This is a genomic window from Mesorhizobium sp. WSM4823 (assembly GCF_055811195.1).
Map to the genome: position 1 here is coordinate 290,868 of NZ_JBVVQL010000006.1, position 17,529 is coordinate 308,396.

15 protein-coding genes are annotated in these 17,529 nt (G+C 63.7%); all 15 read left to right on the forward strand.

The window, feature by feature from the left end:
- Positions 1-270 precede the first annotated feature (270 nt).
- The 15 genes from mraZ to ftsA all read left to right on the forward strand — a co-directional run bounded on the left by mraZ (position 271) and on the right by ftsA (position 17,481).
- The gene (gene mraZ / locus AC0L26_RS18325) at positions 271-729 is read left to right on the forward strand and encodes a division/cell wall cluster transcriptional repressor MraZ (protein ID WP_473633813.1); all 459 of its coding nucleotides are present in this window, start codon (positions 271-273) and stop codon (positions 727-729) included.
- Complete coding sequence (gene rsmH / locus AC0L26_RS18330) at positions 726-1,757, forward strand: 16S rRNA (cytosine(1402)-N(4))-methyltransferase RsmH (RefSeq protein WP_473633814.1); 1,032 nt, start codon at positions 726-728, stop codon at positions 1,755-1,757. The genes mraZ and rsmH overlap by 4 nt, the downstream gene beginning before the upstream one ends.
- A 4-nt stretch (positions 1,758-1,761) precedes the next feature.
- Positions 1,762-2,139, forward strand: a complete 378-nt coding sequence (gene ftsL, locus AC0L26_RS18335; protein WP_352936830.1) for a cell division protein FtsL — start codon at positions 1,762-1,764, stop codon at positions 2,137-2,139.
- Positions 2,136-3,878, forward strand: coding sequence for a peptidoglycan D,D-transpeptidase FtsI family protein (locus tag AC0L26_RS18340; protein WP_473633815.1), 1,743 nt, complete (start codon positions 2,136-2,138; stop codon positions 3,876-3,878). The genes ftsL and AC0L26_RS18340 overlap by 4 nt, the downstream gene beginning before the upstream one ends.
- A gap of 54 nt (positions 3,879-3,932) precedes the next feature.
- Positions 3,933-5,387: a UDP-N-acetylmuramoyl-L-alanyl-D-glutamate--2,6-diaminopimelate ligase gene (locus AC0L26_RS18345; RefSeq protein ID WP_473633816.1), complete on the forward strand. Its 1,455-nt coding sequence runs from the start codon at positions 3,933-3,935 to the stop codon at positions 5,385-5,387.
- The gene (locus tag AC0L26_RS18350; RefSeq protein ID WP_473633817.1) at positions 5,384-6,817 is read left to right on the forward strand and encodes a UDP-N-acetylmuramoylalanyl-D-glutamyl-2,6-diaminopimelate--D-alanyl-D-alanine ligase; all 1,434 of its coding nucleotides are present in this window, start codon (positions 5,384-5,386) and stop codon (positions 6,815-6,817) included. Before AC0L26_RS18345 ends, AC0L26_RS18350 begins: the two co-directional genes overlap by 4 nt.
- Before the next feature lie 24 nt (positions 6,818-6,841).
- On the forward strand, positions 6,842-7,924 hold the full coding sequence (mraY, locus tag AC0L26_RS18355) for a phospho-N-acetylmuramoyl-pentapeptide-transferase (protein WP_473633818.1): 1,083 nt from the start codon (positions 6,842-6,844) through the stop codon (positions 7,922-7,924).
- A gap of 8 nt (positions 7,925-7,932) precedes the next feature.
- Entirely contained in the window at positions 7,933-9,336 is a 1,404-nt protein-coding gene (gene murD / locus AC0L26_RS18360) for a UDP-N-acetylmuramoyl-L-alanine--D-glutamate ligase (RefSeq protein ID WP_473633819.1), read from the forward strand.
- A complete protein-coding gene (gene ftsW / locus AC0L26_RS18365; RefSeq protein ID WP_473633820.1) occupies positions 9,336-10,487 on the forward strand; it encodes a putative lipid II flippase FtsW in 1,152 nt (383 codons plus the stop codon). Before murD ends, ftsW begins: the two co-directional genes overlap by 1 nt.
- Before the next feature lies 1 nt (position 10,488).
- Positions 10,489-11,616 (forward strand): undecaprenyldiphospho-muramoylpentapeptide beta-N-acetylglucosaminyltransferase, encoded by a 1,128-nt coding sequence (gene murG, locus AC0L26_RS18370; protein ID WP_473633821.1) that lies wholly within the window; start codon positions 10,489-10,491, stop codon positions 11,614-11,616.
- Positions 11,613-13,019, forward strand: coding sequence for a UDP-N-acetylmuramate--L-alanine ligase (murC, locus tag AC0L26_RS18375; protein WP_473633822.1), 1,407 nt, complete (start codon positions 11,613-11,615; stop codon positions 13,017-13,019). Before murG ends, murC begins: the two co-directional genes overlap by 4 nt.
- Complete coding sequence (gene murB, locus AC0L26_RS18380) at positions 13,016-13,981, forward strand: UDP-N-acetylmuramate dehydrogenase (protein WP_473633823.1); 966 nt, start codon at positions 13,016-13,018, stop codon at positions 13,979-13,981. The genes murC and murB overlap by 4 nt, the downstream gene beginning before the upstream one ends.
- A gap of 340 nt (positions 13,982-14,321) precedes the next feature.
- On the forward strand, positions 14,322-15,248 hold the full coding sequence (locus tag AC0L26_RS18385; protein WP_473633824.1) for a D-alanine--D-alanine ligase: 927 nt from the start codon (positions 14,322-14,324) through the stop codon (positions 15,246-15,248).
- Positions 15,236-16,177: a cell division protein FtsQ/DivIB gene (locus AC0L26_RS18390; RefSeq protein ID WP_473633825.1), complete on the forward strand. Its 942-nt coding sequence runs from the start codon at positions 15,236-15,238 to the stop codon at positions 16,175-16,177. Before AC0L26_RS18385 ends, AC0L26_RS18390 begins: the two co-directional genes overlap by 13 nt.
- Positions 16,174-17,481, forward strand: coding sequence for a cell division protein FtsA (gene ftsA / locus AC0L26_RS18395; RefSeq protein ID WP_065010306.1), 1,308 nt, complete (start codon positions 16,174-16,176; stop codon positions 17,479-17,481). The genes AC0L26_RS18390 and ftsA overlap by 4 nt, the downstream gene beginning before the upstream one ends.
- Positions 17,482-17,529 lie beyond the last annotated feature (48 nt).

The following is a 17,529-nucleotide window of genomic DNA, read 5'->3' on the forward strand; positions in this document are numbered from 1 at the left end:
GAGTGCCGTCAAAGCTGCTCTCATCGGTTGTGATGCGCGTTTGTGAAGCCTATTCCCGTTGACGCCCATAACGCCCCATGATATCCCATTTCAATATTCAAGCTTTCGTTCCGCGTCAGGGTGAAGCGTACGCCAATCGGGCAGCCGCGGCGGCTGTGCGTTTGCCTGTTTTCGCCCGCAACGAGGTGAGTTTTGGACGGGGACCGCGCCGCGGCGGTGCGGGTGGGAAGATGCAGAGGGGTGCGGCGGCGCAAGCGGCCGTAACGCGTAATGGACCGGTTTCTGTCAAGCGCGGTGAACAGGATCGATGCGAAGGGGCGAGTGTCCGTTCCGGCGCATTTCCGCGCGGTTGTGCAGAAACGCGGCTATTCGGAACTCTATGCGTTGCGCTGCCTGGACCGTCCGGCGATGGATGTCGGCGGGCTCGACCTGCTCGACCGCTACGAGCAGCGCATCGCGCAGGAAGACCCCTTTTTGCAGACGGCGGACGACATGTCGTTCTTCTGCCATGGCGATGGAACCTTTCTCAAGCTCGATCAGGATGGCCGCATCTCGATGACCGACTTCATCCGCGAGCACACCGGCATTTCCGCGGAAGCGGCATTTGTCGGTCGCGGCAATTTCTTTCAGATCTGGGAACCTGGACGGCTCACCGTCTATGGGGCGGAAGCACGCGCCCGGCTTTTGCAGCTTCGGCAGGGGACGAAGCCTGGGGAGCGGCCGGAATGATGGCGGGCTACGGCGATGACCCTCACGCCGCTGGCGGACCGGCTCGTCACATTCCGGTCCTCCTTGCCGAAGTGCTGGAGGCGCTTGCTCCTGGAGCGGGCGAGGTGATCGTCGACGGCACTTTCGGCGCTGGCGGCTATACCAAAGCCATTCTGGCAAGCGGCACCTCGGTCGTCGCCATAGACCGCGATCCGGATGCGATCGCTGCGGGTCGTGTCCTGGAACAACAATCGGGCGGCAAGCTCAGGCTCGTTCAGGCGCCGTTCTCGACATTGGACGAGCATGTCGAAAACGCCGACGGCGTCGTGCTCGACATCGGCATCTCCTCCATGCAGATCGACCAGGCGGAGCGCGGTTTTTCGTTCCGCGCCGATGGGCCGCTCGACATGCGCATGGCGCAAGCGGGCCTGAGCGCCGCCGACGTCGTCAACAGCTTCAAAGTGGGCGATCTTGCCCGCATCTTCGGCTTCCTTGGCGAAGAGCGCCATGCCGGCCGCATTGCCCGGATGATCGAAAGTCGTCGCCAAAAACATCCGTTCGAGCGCACGCTCGACCTTGCCGATGCGATCGAGACGCATATCGGCCGTGCGCCGAAGGACAAGATCCATCCGGCGACCCGCGTCTTCCAGGCGTTGCGGATTTTCGTCAATGACGAACTCGGCGAATTGGCCAAAGCGCTGTTTGCGGCTGAACGCGTGCTGAAACCGGGCGGACGGCTGGCCGTGGTGACGTTCCACTCGCTGGAAGACCGCATCGTCAAACGCTTCATCGCCGATCGCGCCGATGCGGCGACCGGATCACGGCACCTGCCCGAGGCACAAGCGCGCAGCGCCACCTTCAAAAAGGTGGGTAGCGGCGTGACGCCCGGCGAGGCCGAGATATCAGCCAATCCGCGCGCGCGGTCGGCAAGGTTGCGCGCTGCGGCGCGCACCGACGCACCGGCGCGCGCCGGCGATTTTTCGATTTTCGGGCTTCCAAAACTTCCTGACCCAAAACTTCCCGGCGTCGACCGGCCGGGAGAGAGGTGAGCACGTGTTTCGTACCAGCGACATAGTCCTGATCGCCGTCATGGTTTCGGCTGCGGCCCTGACCTACAAGACCAAGCGCGAGGCCGAGGAACAATTGGCGGCGGTGCACAAGATCCAGGCGCAGATCCGCTACGAGGAGGATACGATCGATCTCCTTAAGGCGGACTGGAGCCTGCTTACCCAGCCGTCGCGCCTGCAAAAGCTGGCCGAGATCTATAAATCGCAACTCGAGCTCGAGCCGGTCAGTGCCCGCCAGATCATCGGGCTGGACGAACTGCCGGCAAAACCCGTCACCATCGAGGACCTGTCGTCGCAGCGGCTGGGTGGTATGGCCGACAGCGGTGACAAGGATCCTGTGGTGACCGGAGGCATCGTCCAATGATCGTCAGGTTTCCATCGATCGCCAGGGTTCCCTTGATTGCCAGACTGCTGAACGGCCGCGCCAAGTCGGAAGACGGATCGATCGTGGTCGAAGGCGCCCGCAAGGCGACCGGCGGCAAGGGCAGGACGCGCATCGTGATGACGATGGCGGTGTTCTTCGGCATCTATTCGACCATCACCGGGCGGTTGGTCTATCTGGGTTTCCAGAATCCCGACCTGTCCGGCGGCCCACAGAGCCGGGTGACGGCGTCTCGGCCCGACATCGTCGACCGCAACGGGGAAGTGCTGGCGACGGACATCAAGACGGCGTCGCTGTTTGCCGAACCGCGCCGCATCGTCGACGCCGACGAGGCGATCGAAAGGCTGGCGACGGTGCTTCCCGAAATCGACTACGAGCAGACCTACCACAAGCTGAAGAGCGGCGCCGGCTTCGTCTGGCTGCAGCGGCAACTGACGCCCAAGCAACAATCTGACATCATGCAGCTCGGCATTCCCGGCTTCGGCTTCCGCACCGAAAAGCGCCGCTTCTATCCGGCCGGCGAAACCTCGTCCTACATTGTCGGCCTTACCAACATCGACAATCAGGGCATCTCCGGCATGGAGAAATACATCGACGAACAGGGGCTGAGCGACCTTCAGGCGTCGGGCCTTGCCATGGCCAAGGATCTGAAGCCGGTGCGGCTCTCGATCGACCTGCGCGTCCAGCATATCGTGCGTGACGAGGTCGCCGCCGGCATGGAGAAATACCGCGCCATTGCGGCCGGCGCCGTCGTTCTCAACGTCAAGACCGGCGAAGTGATGGCGATGGCCTCGGTCCCGGATTTCGATCCGAACAATCCCTATAATGCGCAGGACAAGGACCGCTTGAACCGCATGTCGGCCGGCCTTTACGAAATGGGCTCGACCCTGAAGAGCTTTACCACCGCGATGGCACTCGATTCCGGCAAAGTGACGCTGGAAAGCCGTTTCGACGCTTCGCGCCCGATCAGGATCGGCCGCCAGACCATTCATGATTTTCACGGCAAGGCTCGGGTGCTGTCGGTGCCGGAAGTGTTCATCTACTCGTCCAACATCGGTTCGGCCAAGGAAGCCGAAGCGGTCGGCATCGAGGGCCACCGCGAGTTCCTGCATCGCCTGGGGATCCTCGAGAAGATGCAGACGGAACTGCCTGAGGTCGCCCGCCCGACCGAGCCCAAAATCTGGAAACAGGTCCATTCGATCACCATCGCCTTCGGTCACGGCGTGTCGACGACGCCGCTGCAGACGGCGGTTGGCTGTGCTGCGCTGGTGAATGGCGGCTATCTGATCCAGCCGACATTCCTGAGGCGTGCGCAGGAACAGGCGATGTCGGTGGCCAAGAAAGTGGTCAGCGACAAGACCTCCGAGAGCATGCGCTATCTCTACGCGCTCAATGCCGAGAAAGGCTCAGGCAGGAACGCCAGGGTTCCCGGTTTCCGTGTCGGCGGCAAGACGGGAACGGCCGAGAAGGTCGTCAACGGCCGCTACTCAAAGGACAAGAACTTCAACGCCTTCGTCGCGGCTTTTCCGATGGACGATCCGCAATACATCGTGCTTACGATCGCCGACGAACCGAAGCCGGAAAAGCCCGGCATGGGTGCGACCGCCGCCTCGAATGCCGGCGCCATGGCTGCAAACATCATCCGACGTTCGGCTTCCATGCTTGGCGTGAAGCCAGATTTCAGCCATGAAAATGGCGCAACGCTGGTTTCCTATCAGTGATTCTTAGGGCGCGCCGGCAACTGCGCGCTATTTTGTTGCGATGAACGGGGTTCGATGAAGCTGAAAGATCTAGCCGGTATCCTGCCTGTCGAGGGGACAGCTTCCTTCGATACGGAGGTTACCGGGATTTCGTCGGATTCCCGCCAGGTAAAACCGGGCGTGGTCTTCTTCGCGCTCACCGGTACCAAGGCGGATGGCGCGACCTATGCCGCCGATGCCGCCAAACGCGGCGCAGCGGCGATCGTGACCGGCAAGGGCAGCGCCGTCGCTGGACTGCCGGTGCCGGTTCTGGCCGTCGACGATCCGCGCCTTGCGCTGGCGCTGAGTGCCGCCCGCTACTTCGGCAGGCAGCCGCAAACCATGGTCGCGGTGACCGGCACCAGCGGCAAGACATCGGTTGCTGCTTTCACCAGGCAGATATGGGAGCAGTCAGGCTTTGCCGCTGCTTCGATCGGCACGACCGGCGTGGTGGCGCCGGGCCGCAACGAATATGGCTCGCTGACCACCCCCGACCCGGTAGATCTGCACAGGCTGCTGAGGGAACTGGCGGATGCCGGCGTTACCCACGCGTCGATGGAAGCCTCCAGCCACGGGCTCGACCAGCGCCGGCTCGACGGCGTGAAACTTGCCGCCGGCGGTTTCACCAATCTCGGCCGCGACCATATGGACTATCATCCGACGGTCGAGGACTATCATCGCGCCAAGCTGCGCCTGTTCGACGCGCTGCTGCCGAAGGGCGCGCCGGCCGTGATCTTTGCCGACGATCCATGGTCGCCGCCGACGATCCAGGCGGCGAGGGCGGCGGGGCTGAATGTGCTGACGGTCGGCCGTCATGGCGAGTTCCTGAGACTGAAGCGGGTCGAGCACGAGCGCCACCGTCAGCGTGCCGAGGTGGAAGTCGATGGCGTTCTTCACGAGGTCGACCTGCCGCTGGCCGGCGATTTCCAGATAGCCAATGCCCTGGTTTCGGCGGGGCTTGCCATCTCCACTGGAACGCCTGCCGCCAAAGCCCTGATCGCGTTGGAGAAATTGAAGGGCGCGCCGGGCCGGCTCGACCTCGTCGGGACAACATCCAACGGCGCGCCGGTCTATGTCGATTACGCGCACAAGCCCGACGCGCTGGAAAACGTCTTGGCCTCGGTGCGGCCGTTCACCACCGGTCGCGTCATCGTCGTGTTCGGTTGTGGCGGCGATCGCGACCGGGGCAAGCGTCCGATCATGGGCGAGATCGCCACGCGGCTCGCCGACGTCGTCATCGTCACCGACGACAATCCGCGCTCGGAAGTGCCCGAAACGATCCGCGCCGCGATCCTTGCCGCCGCACCCGGCGCCGTCGAGATCGGCGACCGGCGCAAGGCGATCCACGAGGCAGTCGCCATGCTCCATGCCGGCGACACGCTGATCGTGGCCGGAAAGGGGCATGAGGAAGGCCAGACCATTGGCGCCGAGACGTTGCATTTTTCCGACCATGAGGAAGTCCGCGCCGCGCTCCAGGAGCGCGCAGCATGAGCCTGCTGTGGACCTCCGGAGATCTCGTCGCCGCCATGGGCGGACGGCCGCTCGGGCCGATGCCGGAAGGCATTAGCGGCATCTCGATCGACAGCCGCAGCCTTGAGCCGGGCGATGCTTTCTTCGCCATCAAGGGCGAGGCGATGGACGGCCATGACTTCGCGACCGCCGCCATCAAGGCCGGCGCCGGCGTGCTGGTCGTCGCCGAGGGCAAGCTGCCGTCGCTCGGGCGGCTGACGGCACCGATGATCGTCGTCCAGGACGTGCTAGCCGCGTTGGAAAAGCTGGGTTTGGCCGCACGCGCGCGCTCGAACGCCAAGATCATCGCGGTGACCGGTTCGGCGGGCAAGACCACCACCAAGGAAGCGCTGCGCCATGTGCTGTCCGCAGTCGGCAAGGTGCACGCATCGCCCCAGTCTTTCAACAACCACTGGGGCGTGCCGCTGACGCTGGCGCGGATGCCGGCGGATTGCGACTACGCCGTGTTCGAGATCGGCATGAACCATCCGGACGAGATCCGGCCGCTGGTCAAGATGGTCCGGCCGCATGTCGCCATCATCACGCTGATCGCCGCAGCGCATCTCGGCTTCTTCCGTAATCTGGACGAGATCGCCAGGGCCAAGGCCGAGATTTTCGAGGGACTGGAACCGGACGGCGCCGTCCTTCTCAACCGCGACGATCCGCGCTGGAAGCTTCTGGACAAGATGGCGAGAGCCGCCGGCGTCGAGCACATTTACGGGTTTGGCGAGAATGCCCGTGCGACCTTCAAACTGCTCAAATGCGCGCTGCATGCCGATCATTCGGTCATCGCCGCCAAGATCGGTGGACAGGAAATCACCGCCAGGGTCGGCGCGCCTGGTCGCCACATGGTGCAAAATGTACTGGCCGTGCTGGGCGCCGCGCATCTGGTCGGCGCCGACATCGCCAGGGTGGCGCTGGCGCTGGCCGATCTTTCGGCCGAACGCGGACGCGGCAAGCGCCATGTGCTGCGCCACCCCAGGGGTTCGATCACGCTGATCGACGAGAGCTACAACGCCAATCCGGCGTCGATGAGCGCTGCAATGGCGCTGCTCAATGCGACGCCGGTGTCGGACGAAGGCAGGCGCATCGCAGTGCTCGGCGACATGCTCGAACTCGGCGACCACTCGGCGAAGCTTCACGCTGCACTTGCCGATCTCATCGTCGGCACCGACACGCGCACGGTCTTTCTCGCCGGCCCGGAGATGCGGGCGCTGGCCGATATCCTGCCTGATGAGATCAAGACGGAGTATCGGGCCGGCGCCGAGGATCTGAAGCTGGTGCTTCTGTCGGCGCTGAAGCCTGGCGATGTGGTGATGATCAAATCGTCGAAAGGCATCGGCTTTTCCAAGCTGGTCGACGCATTGCTCGGCAAATTTCCGGCTGTAGCCGCAACCACCAAACAGACCTAGAGCCAGGTCCGGGGGCCGAATCGCATGTTCACACTGCTCGTCGAATTCGCGGACAAGATCTCGGTCTTCAACGTCTTCCGCTACATAACTTTCCGTACCGGCGGCGCGCTGATCACCGCGGCGCTGATCGTCTTCATCTTCGGACCGGCCATCATCAATTCGCTGAGGCTGCGGCAAGGCAAGGGCCAGCCGATCCGCGCCGACGGGCCGCAGACGCATTTCAAGAAAGCCGGCACGCCGACCATGGGCGGGCTGATGATCCTGTGTGGCATCGTCGGCTCATCGCTTTTGTGGGCGAACCTGTCCAGCATCTATGTCTGGGTGGTGCTGCTGGTGACCCTGGGTTTCGGCTCGATCGGCTTCTACGACGATTATCTCAAGGTGACGAAGCAATCGCATCTCGGCTTTTCCGGCAAGGCGCGGCTGGCGCTTGAATTCATCATCGCCGGCATTGCCGCCTGGGTGATCATGCACAACGGCCAGGCGCCGTTCTCGTCGTCGCTGACTTTTCCGTTCGCCAAGGAATTTCTGATCAATCTCGGCTGGTTCTTCATTCCGTTTGCATGTTTCGTGATCGTTGGCGCCGGCAATGCGGTGAACCTCACCGATGGCCTCGACGGGCTGGCGATCGTGCCGATCATGATCGCGGCGGCATCCTTCGGCGTCATCGCCTATCTCTCCGGCAATGCGGTGTTCGCCGAATATCTGCAGATCCATTTCGTGCCCGGCACCGGCGAACTCGCGGTGGTCCTCGGCGCGGTGATTGGCGCCGGCCTCGGCTTCCTGTGGTTCAACGCACCGCCGGCGGCGATCTTCATGGGCGATACCGGCTCGCTGGCCTTGGGCGGCCTGATCGGCACGGTCGCGGTCGCCACCAAGCACGAAATCGTGCTGGTCATCGTCGGCGGCCTGTTCGTCGTCGAGATCCTGTCGGTCATCATCCAGGTCGGCTACTTCAAGATGACCGGCAAGCGGGTGTTCCTGATGGCGCCGATCCATCATCATTTCGAAAAGCTCGGCTGGACGGAAAGCCAGGTGGTGATCCGCTTCTGGATCATCGCCGTCATCCTGGCGCTGGTCGGCCTGTCGACCCTGAAGCTGAGATAGGAGGCCGCTTGATCCCCGCCGCATCCTTCGCAGGCAAACGCGTTTCGCTCTTCGGGCTCGGCGGCTCGGGGATCGCCACGGCGCGCGCGCTGATCGAGGGCGGAGCGGATGTGCTGGCCTGGGACGACAATCCCGGCAGCGTCGCCAATGCCGCGGCCGTCGGCATCGCGACCGGCGATCTGCGCGGCGCCGATTGGGCGAAGTTCGCGGCCTTCGTGCTGTCCCCCGGCGTGCCGCTGACTCATCCGAAGCCGCACTGGACAGTGGAGCTGGCGCGCGCTTCAGGCGTCGAGATCATCGGCGATATCGAGCTGTTCTGCCGCGAGCGGACCTTGCTGGCGCCGGCAGCACCGTTCATCGCCATCACCGGTACCAACGGCAAATCGACGACCACGGCGCTGACGGCGCATATCCTGAAATCGGCCGGACGCGACACGCAGATGGGCGGCAATATCGGCCGCGCGGTGATGACGCTCGATCCGCCGGAGCCCGGGCGGCACTATGTCGTGGAATGCTCGTCCTACCAGATAGACCTGGCGCCCTCGATCAATCCGACCGCCGGCGTCCTGCTCAACCTGACGCCCGATCATCTCGACCGTCATGGCACGATGCAGCACTACGCCGCGATCAAGGAACGGCTGGCGGCGGGCAGCGAAACCGCGATTGTCGGTATCGACGATTCCTGGTGCGCCCAGCTCGCCGACCGGCTAGAACGGGCAGGCCGGCACGTCATCCGCATTTCCAAGCGCCTGCCATTGACCGACGGCTATTTCGCCGACGGCACCGATCTGATGGAGGCGGTGCATGGCCGTTACAGCCGTGTCGCCTTTCTCGAAGGCATCGGCTCGCTGCGCGGCCAGCACAATGCGCAGAATGCATTGGCCGCTGTCGCCGCCTGCCTCAAGGTCGGGCTCGATCTGGGCGAGATCCAGACGGGGCTGGAAAGCTTTCCCGGGCTGGCGCACCGTATGGAGCAGGTCGGCCGCAAGGGCCATGTGCTGTTCATCAACGATTCCAAGGCAACCAATGCCGATGCGGCAGCGCCAGCATTGTCGAGTTTCCCGCGCATCTACTGGATCGCCGGCGGGCTGCCGAAAGAGGGTGGCATCGAGCCGTTGCGCGGTCTCTTTCCGCGCATCGCCAGGGCCTATCTGATCGGCGAGGCGGCACCAGCGTTCTCGGCGACGCTCGGTGAGGCGGTGCCTTACGAGATCTCCGGCACGCTGGCGGCAGCGGTCGAACACGCCGCAAGCGACGCGGCCAAGGATGATCACAACGGCGAGGTGGTGGTGCTGCTTTCACCGGCCTGCGCCAGTTTCGACCAGTTCAAGAATTTCGAAGTGCGCGGCGACGCCTTCAGGCAAGCTGCGAGTACTATCGATGGCGTGAAGCCGATCGGAGGGGCACGATAATGCAAAGCCGTCTCGACAAAAGCCCGGTTGCCACCTGGTGGTGGACGATCGATCGCTGGTTCCTGGCCGCGTTCCTGTCGCTGATGGGGCTTGGCATCGTGCTGTCTTTCGCAGCAAGCCCGGCGGTGGCCCAGCGCATCGGCCTAGACAGTTTCCACTTCGCCACACGGCAGATCATCTTCACCATTCCAGCACTTGGCGTGATGCTGGCCGTCTCCTTCCTGGAATCGCGGCAGATCAGACGCATGGCGCTGGTGATGCTGTGCGCTACGCTGTTCCTGATGGTGGCGGTGCTCTACATCGGCGTCGAAGTGAAGGGAGCGCGGCGCTGGGTATCGCTTGCCGGCCTGTCGATCCAGCCGTCGGAATTCCTGAAGCCGGCCTTCGTCGTCATCTGCGCCTGGTTGTTTGCCGAACACAAGCGCCAGCCCGACATTCCCGGCAATCTGTTCGCCATGCTGCTGCTGGCCCTCGTCATCTCGCTACTGGTGGCGCAGCCCGATTTCGGCCAGACCATGCTGGTGCTCGGCACCTGGGGGGTGATGTTCTTCATGGCCGGATTGCCATGGCTGTGGATCATCGCACTGGGCGCTGCAGGCATCGGCGGGGTGTTCGCCGCCTATACGGTGTTTCCGCATGTCGCCGGCCGTATCGACCGCTTCCTGACCGGCGAGGGTGACACGTTCCAGGTCGACATGGGCCGCGATGCGCTAATCAATGGCGGCTGGTTTGGCGTCGGGCCGGGCGAGGGCACCGTCAAGCGGGTCATACCCGACAGCCATGCCGATTTCGTCTTCTCGGTGGCCGGCGAGGAGTTTGGACTGATCATGTGCTTCTTCATCATGACCATCTTCGCCTTCATCGTGCTGCGTGGGCTCAGCACCGCGCTCAAGGAGCAGGACGATTTCTCACGCTATGCGGTTGGCGGCCTGGTTACGGTTTTCGGCCTGCAGTCGGTCATCAACATGGCCGTCAATCTGCAGCTTATGCCCGCCAAGGGCATGACCTTGCCGTTCATCTCCTATGGCGGCTCTTCGCAGATCGCCATCGCCATCTCGATGGGCATGGTGCTGGCGCTGACGCGCAAGCGGCCGGAAAAGCGCAAGCAGTTGGGCTTCGCACCGTCGCCGCGCGCCATGCCGGCGGAGTGAGATGTCGAGCGGCTCGATCCTTCTGGCGGCCGGCGGTACGGGTGGGCATCTCTTCCCGGCTGAGGCGCTGGCACATGAGCTGATCAGGCGCGGCTGGACGGTGCATCTCGCCACCGATGACCGCGCCGAGCGTTTTGCCGGCCAGTTCCCGGCCGCTGGCATCCATCCGATCCAGTCGGCGACCATCGGCTCGAAAAATCCTTTTGCCGTGCTCGTCGCCTTCTGGAAAATCTGGGGTGGCGTGCGCCAGGCATCCGCCGTGATCGGCCGGATCAAGCCCGCCGTCGTGGTCGGTTTCGGCGGCTATCCGACGCTGCCGCCGCTCTATGCGGCGACGCGGCGCAAGGTGCCGACGCTGATCCATGAGCAGAACGCGGTGATGGGGCGTGCCAACCGGGCGCTGGCCGGCCGCGTCGATGCCATCGCCGGTGGGTTTTTGCCGGAAGATTCAAGCACTGCAGGCGCCAAGACGGTGACCACAGGCAACCCGGTCAGGCCGCAAGTGCTGGAGGCGGCAAAGACGCCTTACACGGCCTCGACCGGAAACCAGCGCTTCCGGTTTCTGGTGTTCGGCGGCAGCCAGGGCGCACAGTTCTTTTCCGATGCAATGCCGGCGGCGGTCGGACTGCTTTCCGACGTACAACGCAGGCGGCTTGATATCACGCAGCAAGCGCGTGCCGACGATGTCGAGCGGGTGAAGGCGGCCTATGCGGCTCTCGGCGTCGAGGCTGAGGTGTCGCCCTTCTTCACCGACATGGCGGCGCGCATGGCTGCGGCGCATCTGGTGATGTCGCGGTCCGGCGCATCGACCGTATCGGAAATTGCAGTGATCGGCCGGCCGGCGCTGCTGGTGCCCTATCCGCATGCGCTCGACCACGACCAGGCGGCCAATGCCGCGGCATTGGCCGCGGCAGGTGGCGCCGAAGTGCATCCGCAATCCACGCTTTCGCCCGAGCGTATCGCCGCACTGATTGGTGCCCTGATCGACGGTCCGGAGCGGCTGACCACAATGGCAGCGGCGGCGAAATCGGCCGGAAAACCAGATGCGGCACGGTTGCTCGCCGATCTGACAGAGGCTATTGCGTCGAAGAAAAGCATATCGGACTTCAGGAAGGAGACGCACGCATGAAGATGCCGCAGACGATCGGCCTTGTGCATTTCATCGGCATCGGCGGTATCGGTATGAGCGGCATCGCCGAGGTGCTGCACAATCTCGGCTACAAGGTGCAAGGGTCCGACCAGGCCGACAGCGCCAATGTGCAACGGCTGCGCGACAAGGGCATCGAGTGCTTTGTCGGTCATCACGCCGATAATATCGGCGAGGCCGAAGTGGTTGTCGTCTCGACGGCGATCAAGAAATCCAATCCGGAGCTGAAGGCCGCGCGCGAAAAACTGCTTCCCATCGTCCGTCGCGCCGAGATGCTGGCTGAACTGATGCGCTTCCGGCAGGCGGTGGCCATCGGCGGCACGCATGGCAAGACGACGACGACCTCGATGGTGGCGACGCTGCTCGAAGCCGGCGGGCTCGATCCGACCGTGATCAATGGCGGCATCATCAATGCCTATGGCACCAACGCCCGCATGGGCGATGGCGAATGGATGGTGGTCGAAGCCGATGAGAGCGACGGCACCTTCCTGAAGCTGCCGGCCGACATCGCCGTCGTCACCAACATCGATCCCGAACATCTCGACCATTACGGCTCCTTCGACAAGGTGCGCGAAGCCTTTCGCCAGTTCGTCGAGAACGTGCCGTTCTACGGCTTCGGCGTCATGTGCACCGACCATCCGGAGGTGCAGGCGCTGGTCAGCCGCATCGAGGACCGGCGCGTCATCACCTATGGCGAGAACGCGCAGGCCGACGTGCGTTTCACCAATCACCGCATGGATGGGCCGACCTCGGAATTCGACGTGGTGATCCGCGACCGCAAGACCCGTGGTCAGTCGACGATCGCAGGCCTGCGCCTGCCGATGCCCGGCCGTCACAACGTCTCCAACGCGACCGCGGCGATTGCCGTCGCGCATGAGCTCGGGCTTTCGGCCGAGGCGATCAAGAAGGGCCTATCGTCGTTTGCCGGCGTCAAGCGGCGCTTCACCCGTACCGGTTCGTGGAACGGCGTCGAAATATTCGACGATTACGGCCATCATCCGGTCGAGATCACGGCGGTTCTGAAGGCGGCGCGCGATGCCACCAAGGGCCGCGTGATCGCCATTGCCCAGCCGCACCGCTTCACCCGGCTGCATAATCTGTTCGACGAGTTTTCGGTCTGCTTCAACGATGCCGACACGGTGATGGTGGCGCCGGTCTATGCGGCAGGCGAAGAGCCGATCGACGGGGTGACGTCGGACGCGCTGGTGTCGCGCATCCGCTCCGGCGGCCATCGCGACGCGCGCTACATAGAAGGGCCCGCGGCGATTGCGCCTGTTATCCGCGACCTGGCGAAGCCAGGCGATTTCGTCGTCTTCCTCGGCGCCGGCAACATCACCCAATGGGCCTATGCGCTGCCCAGGGAACTCGGCGGGACGGCCCCATGATGCGCGGCCAGGCGTTGATCGACAAGCTTGGCGGCCGGCTTGCCGGCCTGCGCGGCCGCATCACGCCCAATGCCGAGATGGACAAGATCACCTGGTTCCGCGCCGGCGGACTTGCCGACGCGCTGTTTCAGCCGGCAGACGAGGACGATCTCGCCGCGTTCCTGAGGGCGGTGCCCGAAGAAATACCGCTGACCATCGTCGGCGTCGGCTCGAACCTGCTTGTCCGCGACGGCGGCATTGCGGGCTTCGTCGTCCGGCTTTCGGCCAAGGGCTTTGGCGAGGCCGAAGTGGTTGCGCCGACCACGATCAAGGCGGGCGCCGCCACGCCCGACAAGCGCGTTGCCGCCGTCGCCTACGAGGCCGGCATCGGCGGCTTCCACTTCTACCACGGCATTCCGGGCGCCATCGGCGGCGCGCTGAGAATGAACGCCGGCGCCAATGGCGTCGAGACGCGCCAGCGCGTCGTCGAGGTGCGGGCGCTCGACCGCAAGGGCAATGTGCACACGCTTAGCAATGCCGATATGGGTTACGCCTATCGCCATTCGGCAGCACCTGCCGGGTTGATCTTCATATCGGCACTGTTCGAAGGGGTTTTGGAGGACAAGGCCGCGATCAAGGCGGCGATGGATGCCGTCCAGCACCATCGCGAGACCGTGCAGCCGATCCGTGAAAAGACCGGCGGCTCGACCTTCAAGAATCCGGAGGGCACCTCGGCCTGGAAGGAGATCGACAGAGCGGGCTGTCGCGGGCTGATGATCGGTGGCGCGCAGATGTCGCCGATGCATTGCAACTTCATGATCAACACCGGAACCGCAACCGGCTACGACCTCGAATATCTGGGCGAAACGGTGCGCACGCGTGTGCTCGAAAAGTCGGGCATCCGGCTGCATTGGGAAATCAAGCGCATCGGCAATTTCCGGCCGGGGCACGAGGTCCAGGAGTTCCTCGGACAGTTGCTTTAGCGCGATCTGATGTTCATGTAATGCTTGAACTTCAAACGATGTGAATCATCGCGCAACCGTTGCGCCAAAGACTCACAGCACAGTTTTTATGGCCGTTTTTACGGAAAGTGAATCTCTCGGAATCGTAAGCACTTGCCAGCGAATCAACTCTCTGATTCTCTGCCTGAAAGCGTTTCCTGATTTGAGTCGTTCGACGCGTTTCCCGCGTTTTCCGTCTGGGGGGGCAACCTGCCGGGAGACTCGGACTCAAAGTCGCGGAAATCGTGAGAGCAAGGACTGCTCTGATCGAGAGATGCAGACCCGCCGTGAGAGGGCCCGCCGTGAGAGGGGATGACGGGAAATGAAAAGCAAGCACGTGGCCGTCCTTCTGGGTGGGTTCTCGTCCGAGCGGCCCGTGTCTCTGTCTTCGGGGAATGCCTGTGCCGATGCGCTTGAGAAGGAAGGCTACCAGGTCACTCGCGTCGACGTCTCGCGCGATGTCGGATCGGTGCTGGCCGAGCTCAAGCCCGATGTCGTCTTCAATGCGCTGCACGGCCCTTTCGGCGAGGATGGCACCGTCCAGGGTGTCCTCGAATATCTGGCCATTCCCTACACCCATTCCGGCGTGCTCGCCTCGGCTCTTGCCATGAACAAGGAGCAGGCCAAGAAGATCGCCAAGTCCGTCGGCATCCCGGTTGCCGAATCGAAGGTGGTCAATCGCTTCGCCATCCAAAACAAGCATCCGATGAAGGCGCCCTATGTCGTCAAGCCGGTCAACGAAGGATCGAGCTTCGGCGTCGTCATCGTGCATGAAGGCCAGTCGCATCCGCCGCAGGTCATCGGTTCGTCCGACTGGAAGTATGGCGATACCGTCATGGTTGAGCGCTACGTGCATGGACGCGAGTTGACCTGCGCCGTGATGGGCGACGTGGCTCTCGGCGTCTGCGAGATCATCCCGACAGGCCATTCCTTCTACGACTATGATTCAAAATACGTCCCGGGCGGATCAAAACACGAATGCCCTGCAAAAATTTCACCGAATATTTACCAAAAAATACAGACACTGACGCTCAAGGCTCACCAAGCTATCGGCTGCCGGGGCGTTTCCCGGTCGGACTTCCGTTATGATGATCGACACTCCGAGAACGGCGAAATTGTCTGGCTCGAGATCAACACGCAGCCGGGCATGACGCCGACATCCTTGGTGCCTGAAATCGCCGCGCAGGCGGGGCACTCGTTCGGCGATTTGTTGAGTTGGATGGTGGAGGACGCTTCGTGTCTGCGTTGAAGTGGGGACAGGGCAAGGGAGAGGACGCGGCCGGGCCGACGCTGTTCGGTATGTCGTTGTCGTTCGACCATTTCGTGCTGCCGCGTCTGCTTCGCCGGCCGGTGCGCGTACTGGCGCGTCTGGGCGAGGGCGACTTCGAGGTGCCGCCTTTTTCTGCGGCCATGCTGTCGGCGGCGCTAGTCGTGTCGGGCAGTGCCTATGGAGCCTATGTCGGCGGACATGTCGAAGTCATCGTCCAGGGCGTCACCGCCCGCACCGGCTTTGCCGTCGACCAGATCAAGGTCGTCGGCAACCGCGCAACCTCCGAGATCGATATTCTCGACAGGATGCAACTCGATGGCTGGACGTCGCTGATCGGCTTCGATGCCGAAGCCGCGCGTGAGCGCATCGCCACACTGCCATGGGTCGAGGTTGCGGCGGTGCGCAAGGTCTATCCGCACACGCTGGAGGTGCGCATCGAGGAGCGTGAGCCTTTTGCGCTCTGGCAGCAGGGCAGCGAGCTTTCCGTTATCGAACGGTCCGGCGCCGTGATCGCGCCATTCTCCGGCGGCAAGCAGGCGCTGCTCCCGCTGATCGTCGGCACCGGCGCCCCGGCCAAGGCGCCGGATTTCCTGGCCAGGATCAAGAAGTATCCAGAGCTTGCCGCGCGGGTCAAAGGCTATATCCGCATCGGCGAACGACGCTGGGACCTGAAGCTGGAGAACGGCATCACGGTCAAGCTTCCCGAGGATGGCGAGGACCAGGCGATCGCCGATCTGGTCAGGATGGACCACGAGAACGGGTTGCTGACGCGCGACATCGCCGCTGTCGACATGCGCCTTTCCGATCGCCTCGTTGTCCAGTTGACGCCGGAGGCGGCGACGCAGCGCCAGGCCGCGCTCAACGAGAAGCCGAAAATGCCGAAGCGCAAGGCGGAGACGAAAATATGAGCTGGCTTGGCGGCAACAGCGACGCCTCGTCGCGCCGGTCCGGCATCATGACGGTGCTGGATGTCGGTTCGAGCAAGGTCTGCTGCGTGGTGGCCAAGCTCAAGCCGCGCGAGGACGGCATGCTGCTGCGCGGGCGCTCGCATCGCATCCAGGTGATCGGTATCGGCCACCAGAAATCGCAAGGCGTGAAATCGGGCGTCGTCATCGATCTCGACAGGGCCGAGCACGCCATCCGCCTTGCCGTCGATGCCGCCGAGCGCATGGCCGGCCTGACGGTCGATTCGCTGATCGTCAACATGACAGCCGGCCGGCTGAAGAGCGAAAGCTTCTCGGCAACCATCAACCTCGGCGGCCATGAGGCCGACGAGGCCGATATCAAGCGTGTGCTTGCCGCCGGCGCCAAGCAGGCGCTGCGGGCCGAGCGCGAGGTGATCCATTCGCTTCCCGTCGGCTTTTCGCTGGACGCCGAGCGCGGCGTGCGTGATCCGCGCGGTATGGTTGGCGACCAACTCGGCGTCGACATGCATGTGCTGACGGGTGACGCGGCACCGTTGCGCAATCTGGAGCTTTGTATCAACCGTTCGCATCTGTCGGTCGAGCGCATGGTGGCGACGCCCTATGCCAGCGGGCTTGCCGCTCTGGTCGACGACGAACTCGAAATGGGCGCAGCCTGCATCGACATGGGTGGCGGCACCACGACGATCTCGGTCTTTTCGGAAGGCAAGTTCGTCCATGGCGACGCCATCGCCATCGGCGGCAACCATGTGACGCTGGACATGGCCAAGGGCCTGTCGACCTCGCTTGACGCCGCCGAGAGGCTGAAAGTGATGCATGGCTCGGCGCTGCCCGGAAGTGCCGACGACCGCGACCTGGTCTCGATACAGCCGATCGGCGAAGATGGCGAGGTGCCGTTGCAGATACCGCGTTCGGTAATGACGCGTATCATCCGGGCGCGCATCGACGAGACGCTCGAACTGTTGCGCGACCGGCTGAACAGGTCCGGCTACGGCAATGCCGTCGGCAAGCGCGTGGTGCTGACCGGCGGCGCCAGCCAGCTTTCCGGCCTGCCCGAGGCGGCGCGCCGCATTCTCGGACGCAATGTGCGCATCGGCCGTCCGCTCGGCGTGGCGGGGCTGCCGGAAGCGGCCAAGGGGCCGGCTTTCTCGACGCCGGTCGGGCTTTTGATCTATCCGCAGATGGCGAATTTCGAGAGCCATCCGGCGAAAGGAATTTCTGGTCTCAGGATGACCGGAACGGGCGGAAAACTGCATCGAATGAGTCAGTGGTTGAGAGACAGTTTTTAAATTGACGGGGACAGCCCCATAGGCGGCCGCGGCGGCGAAGCGGCGGGA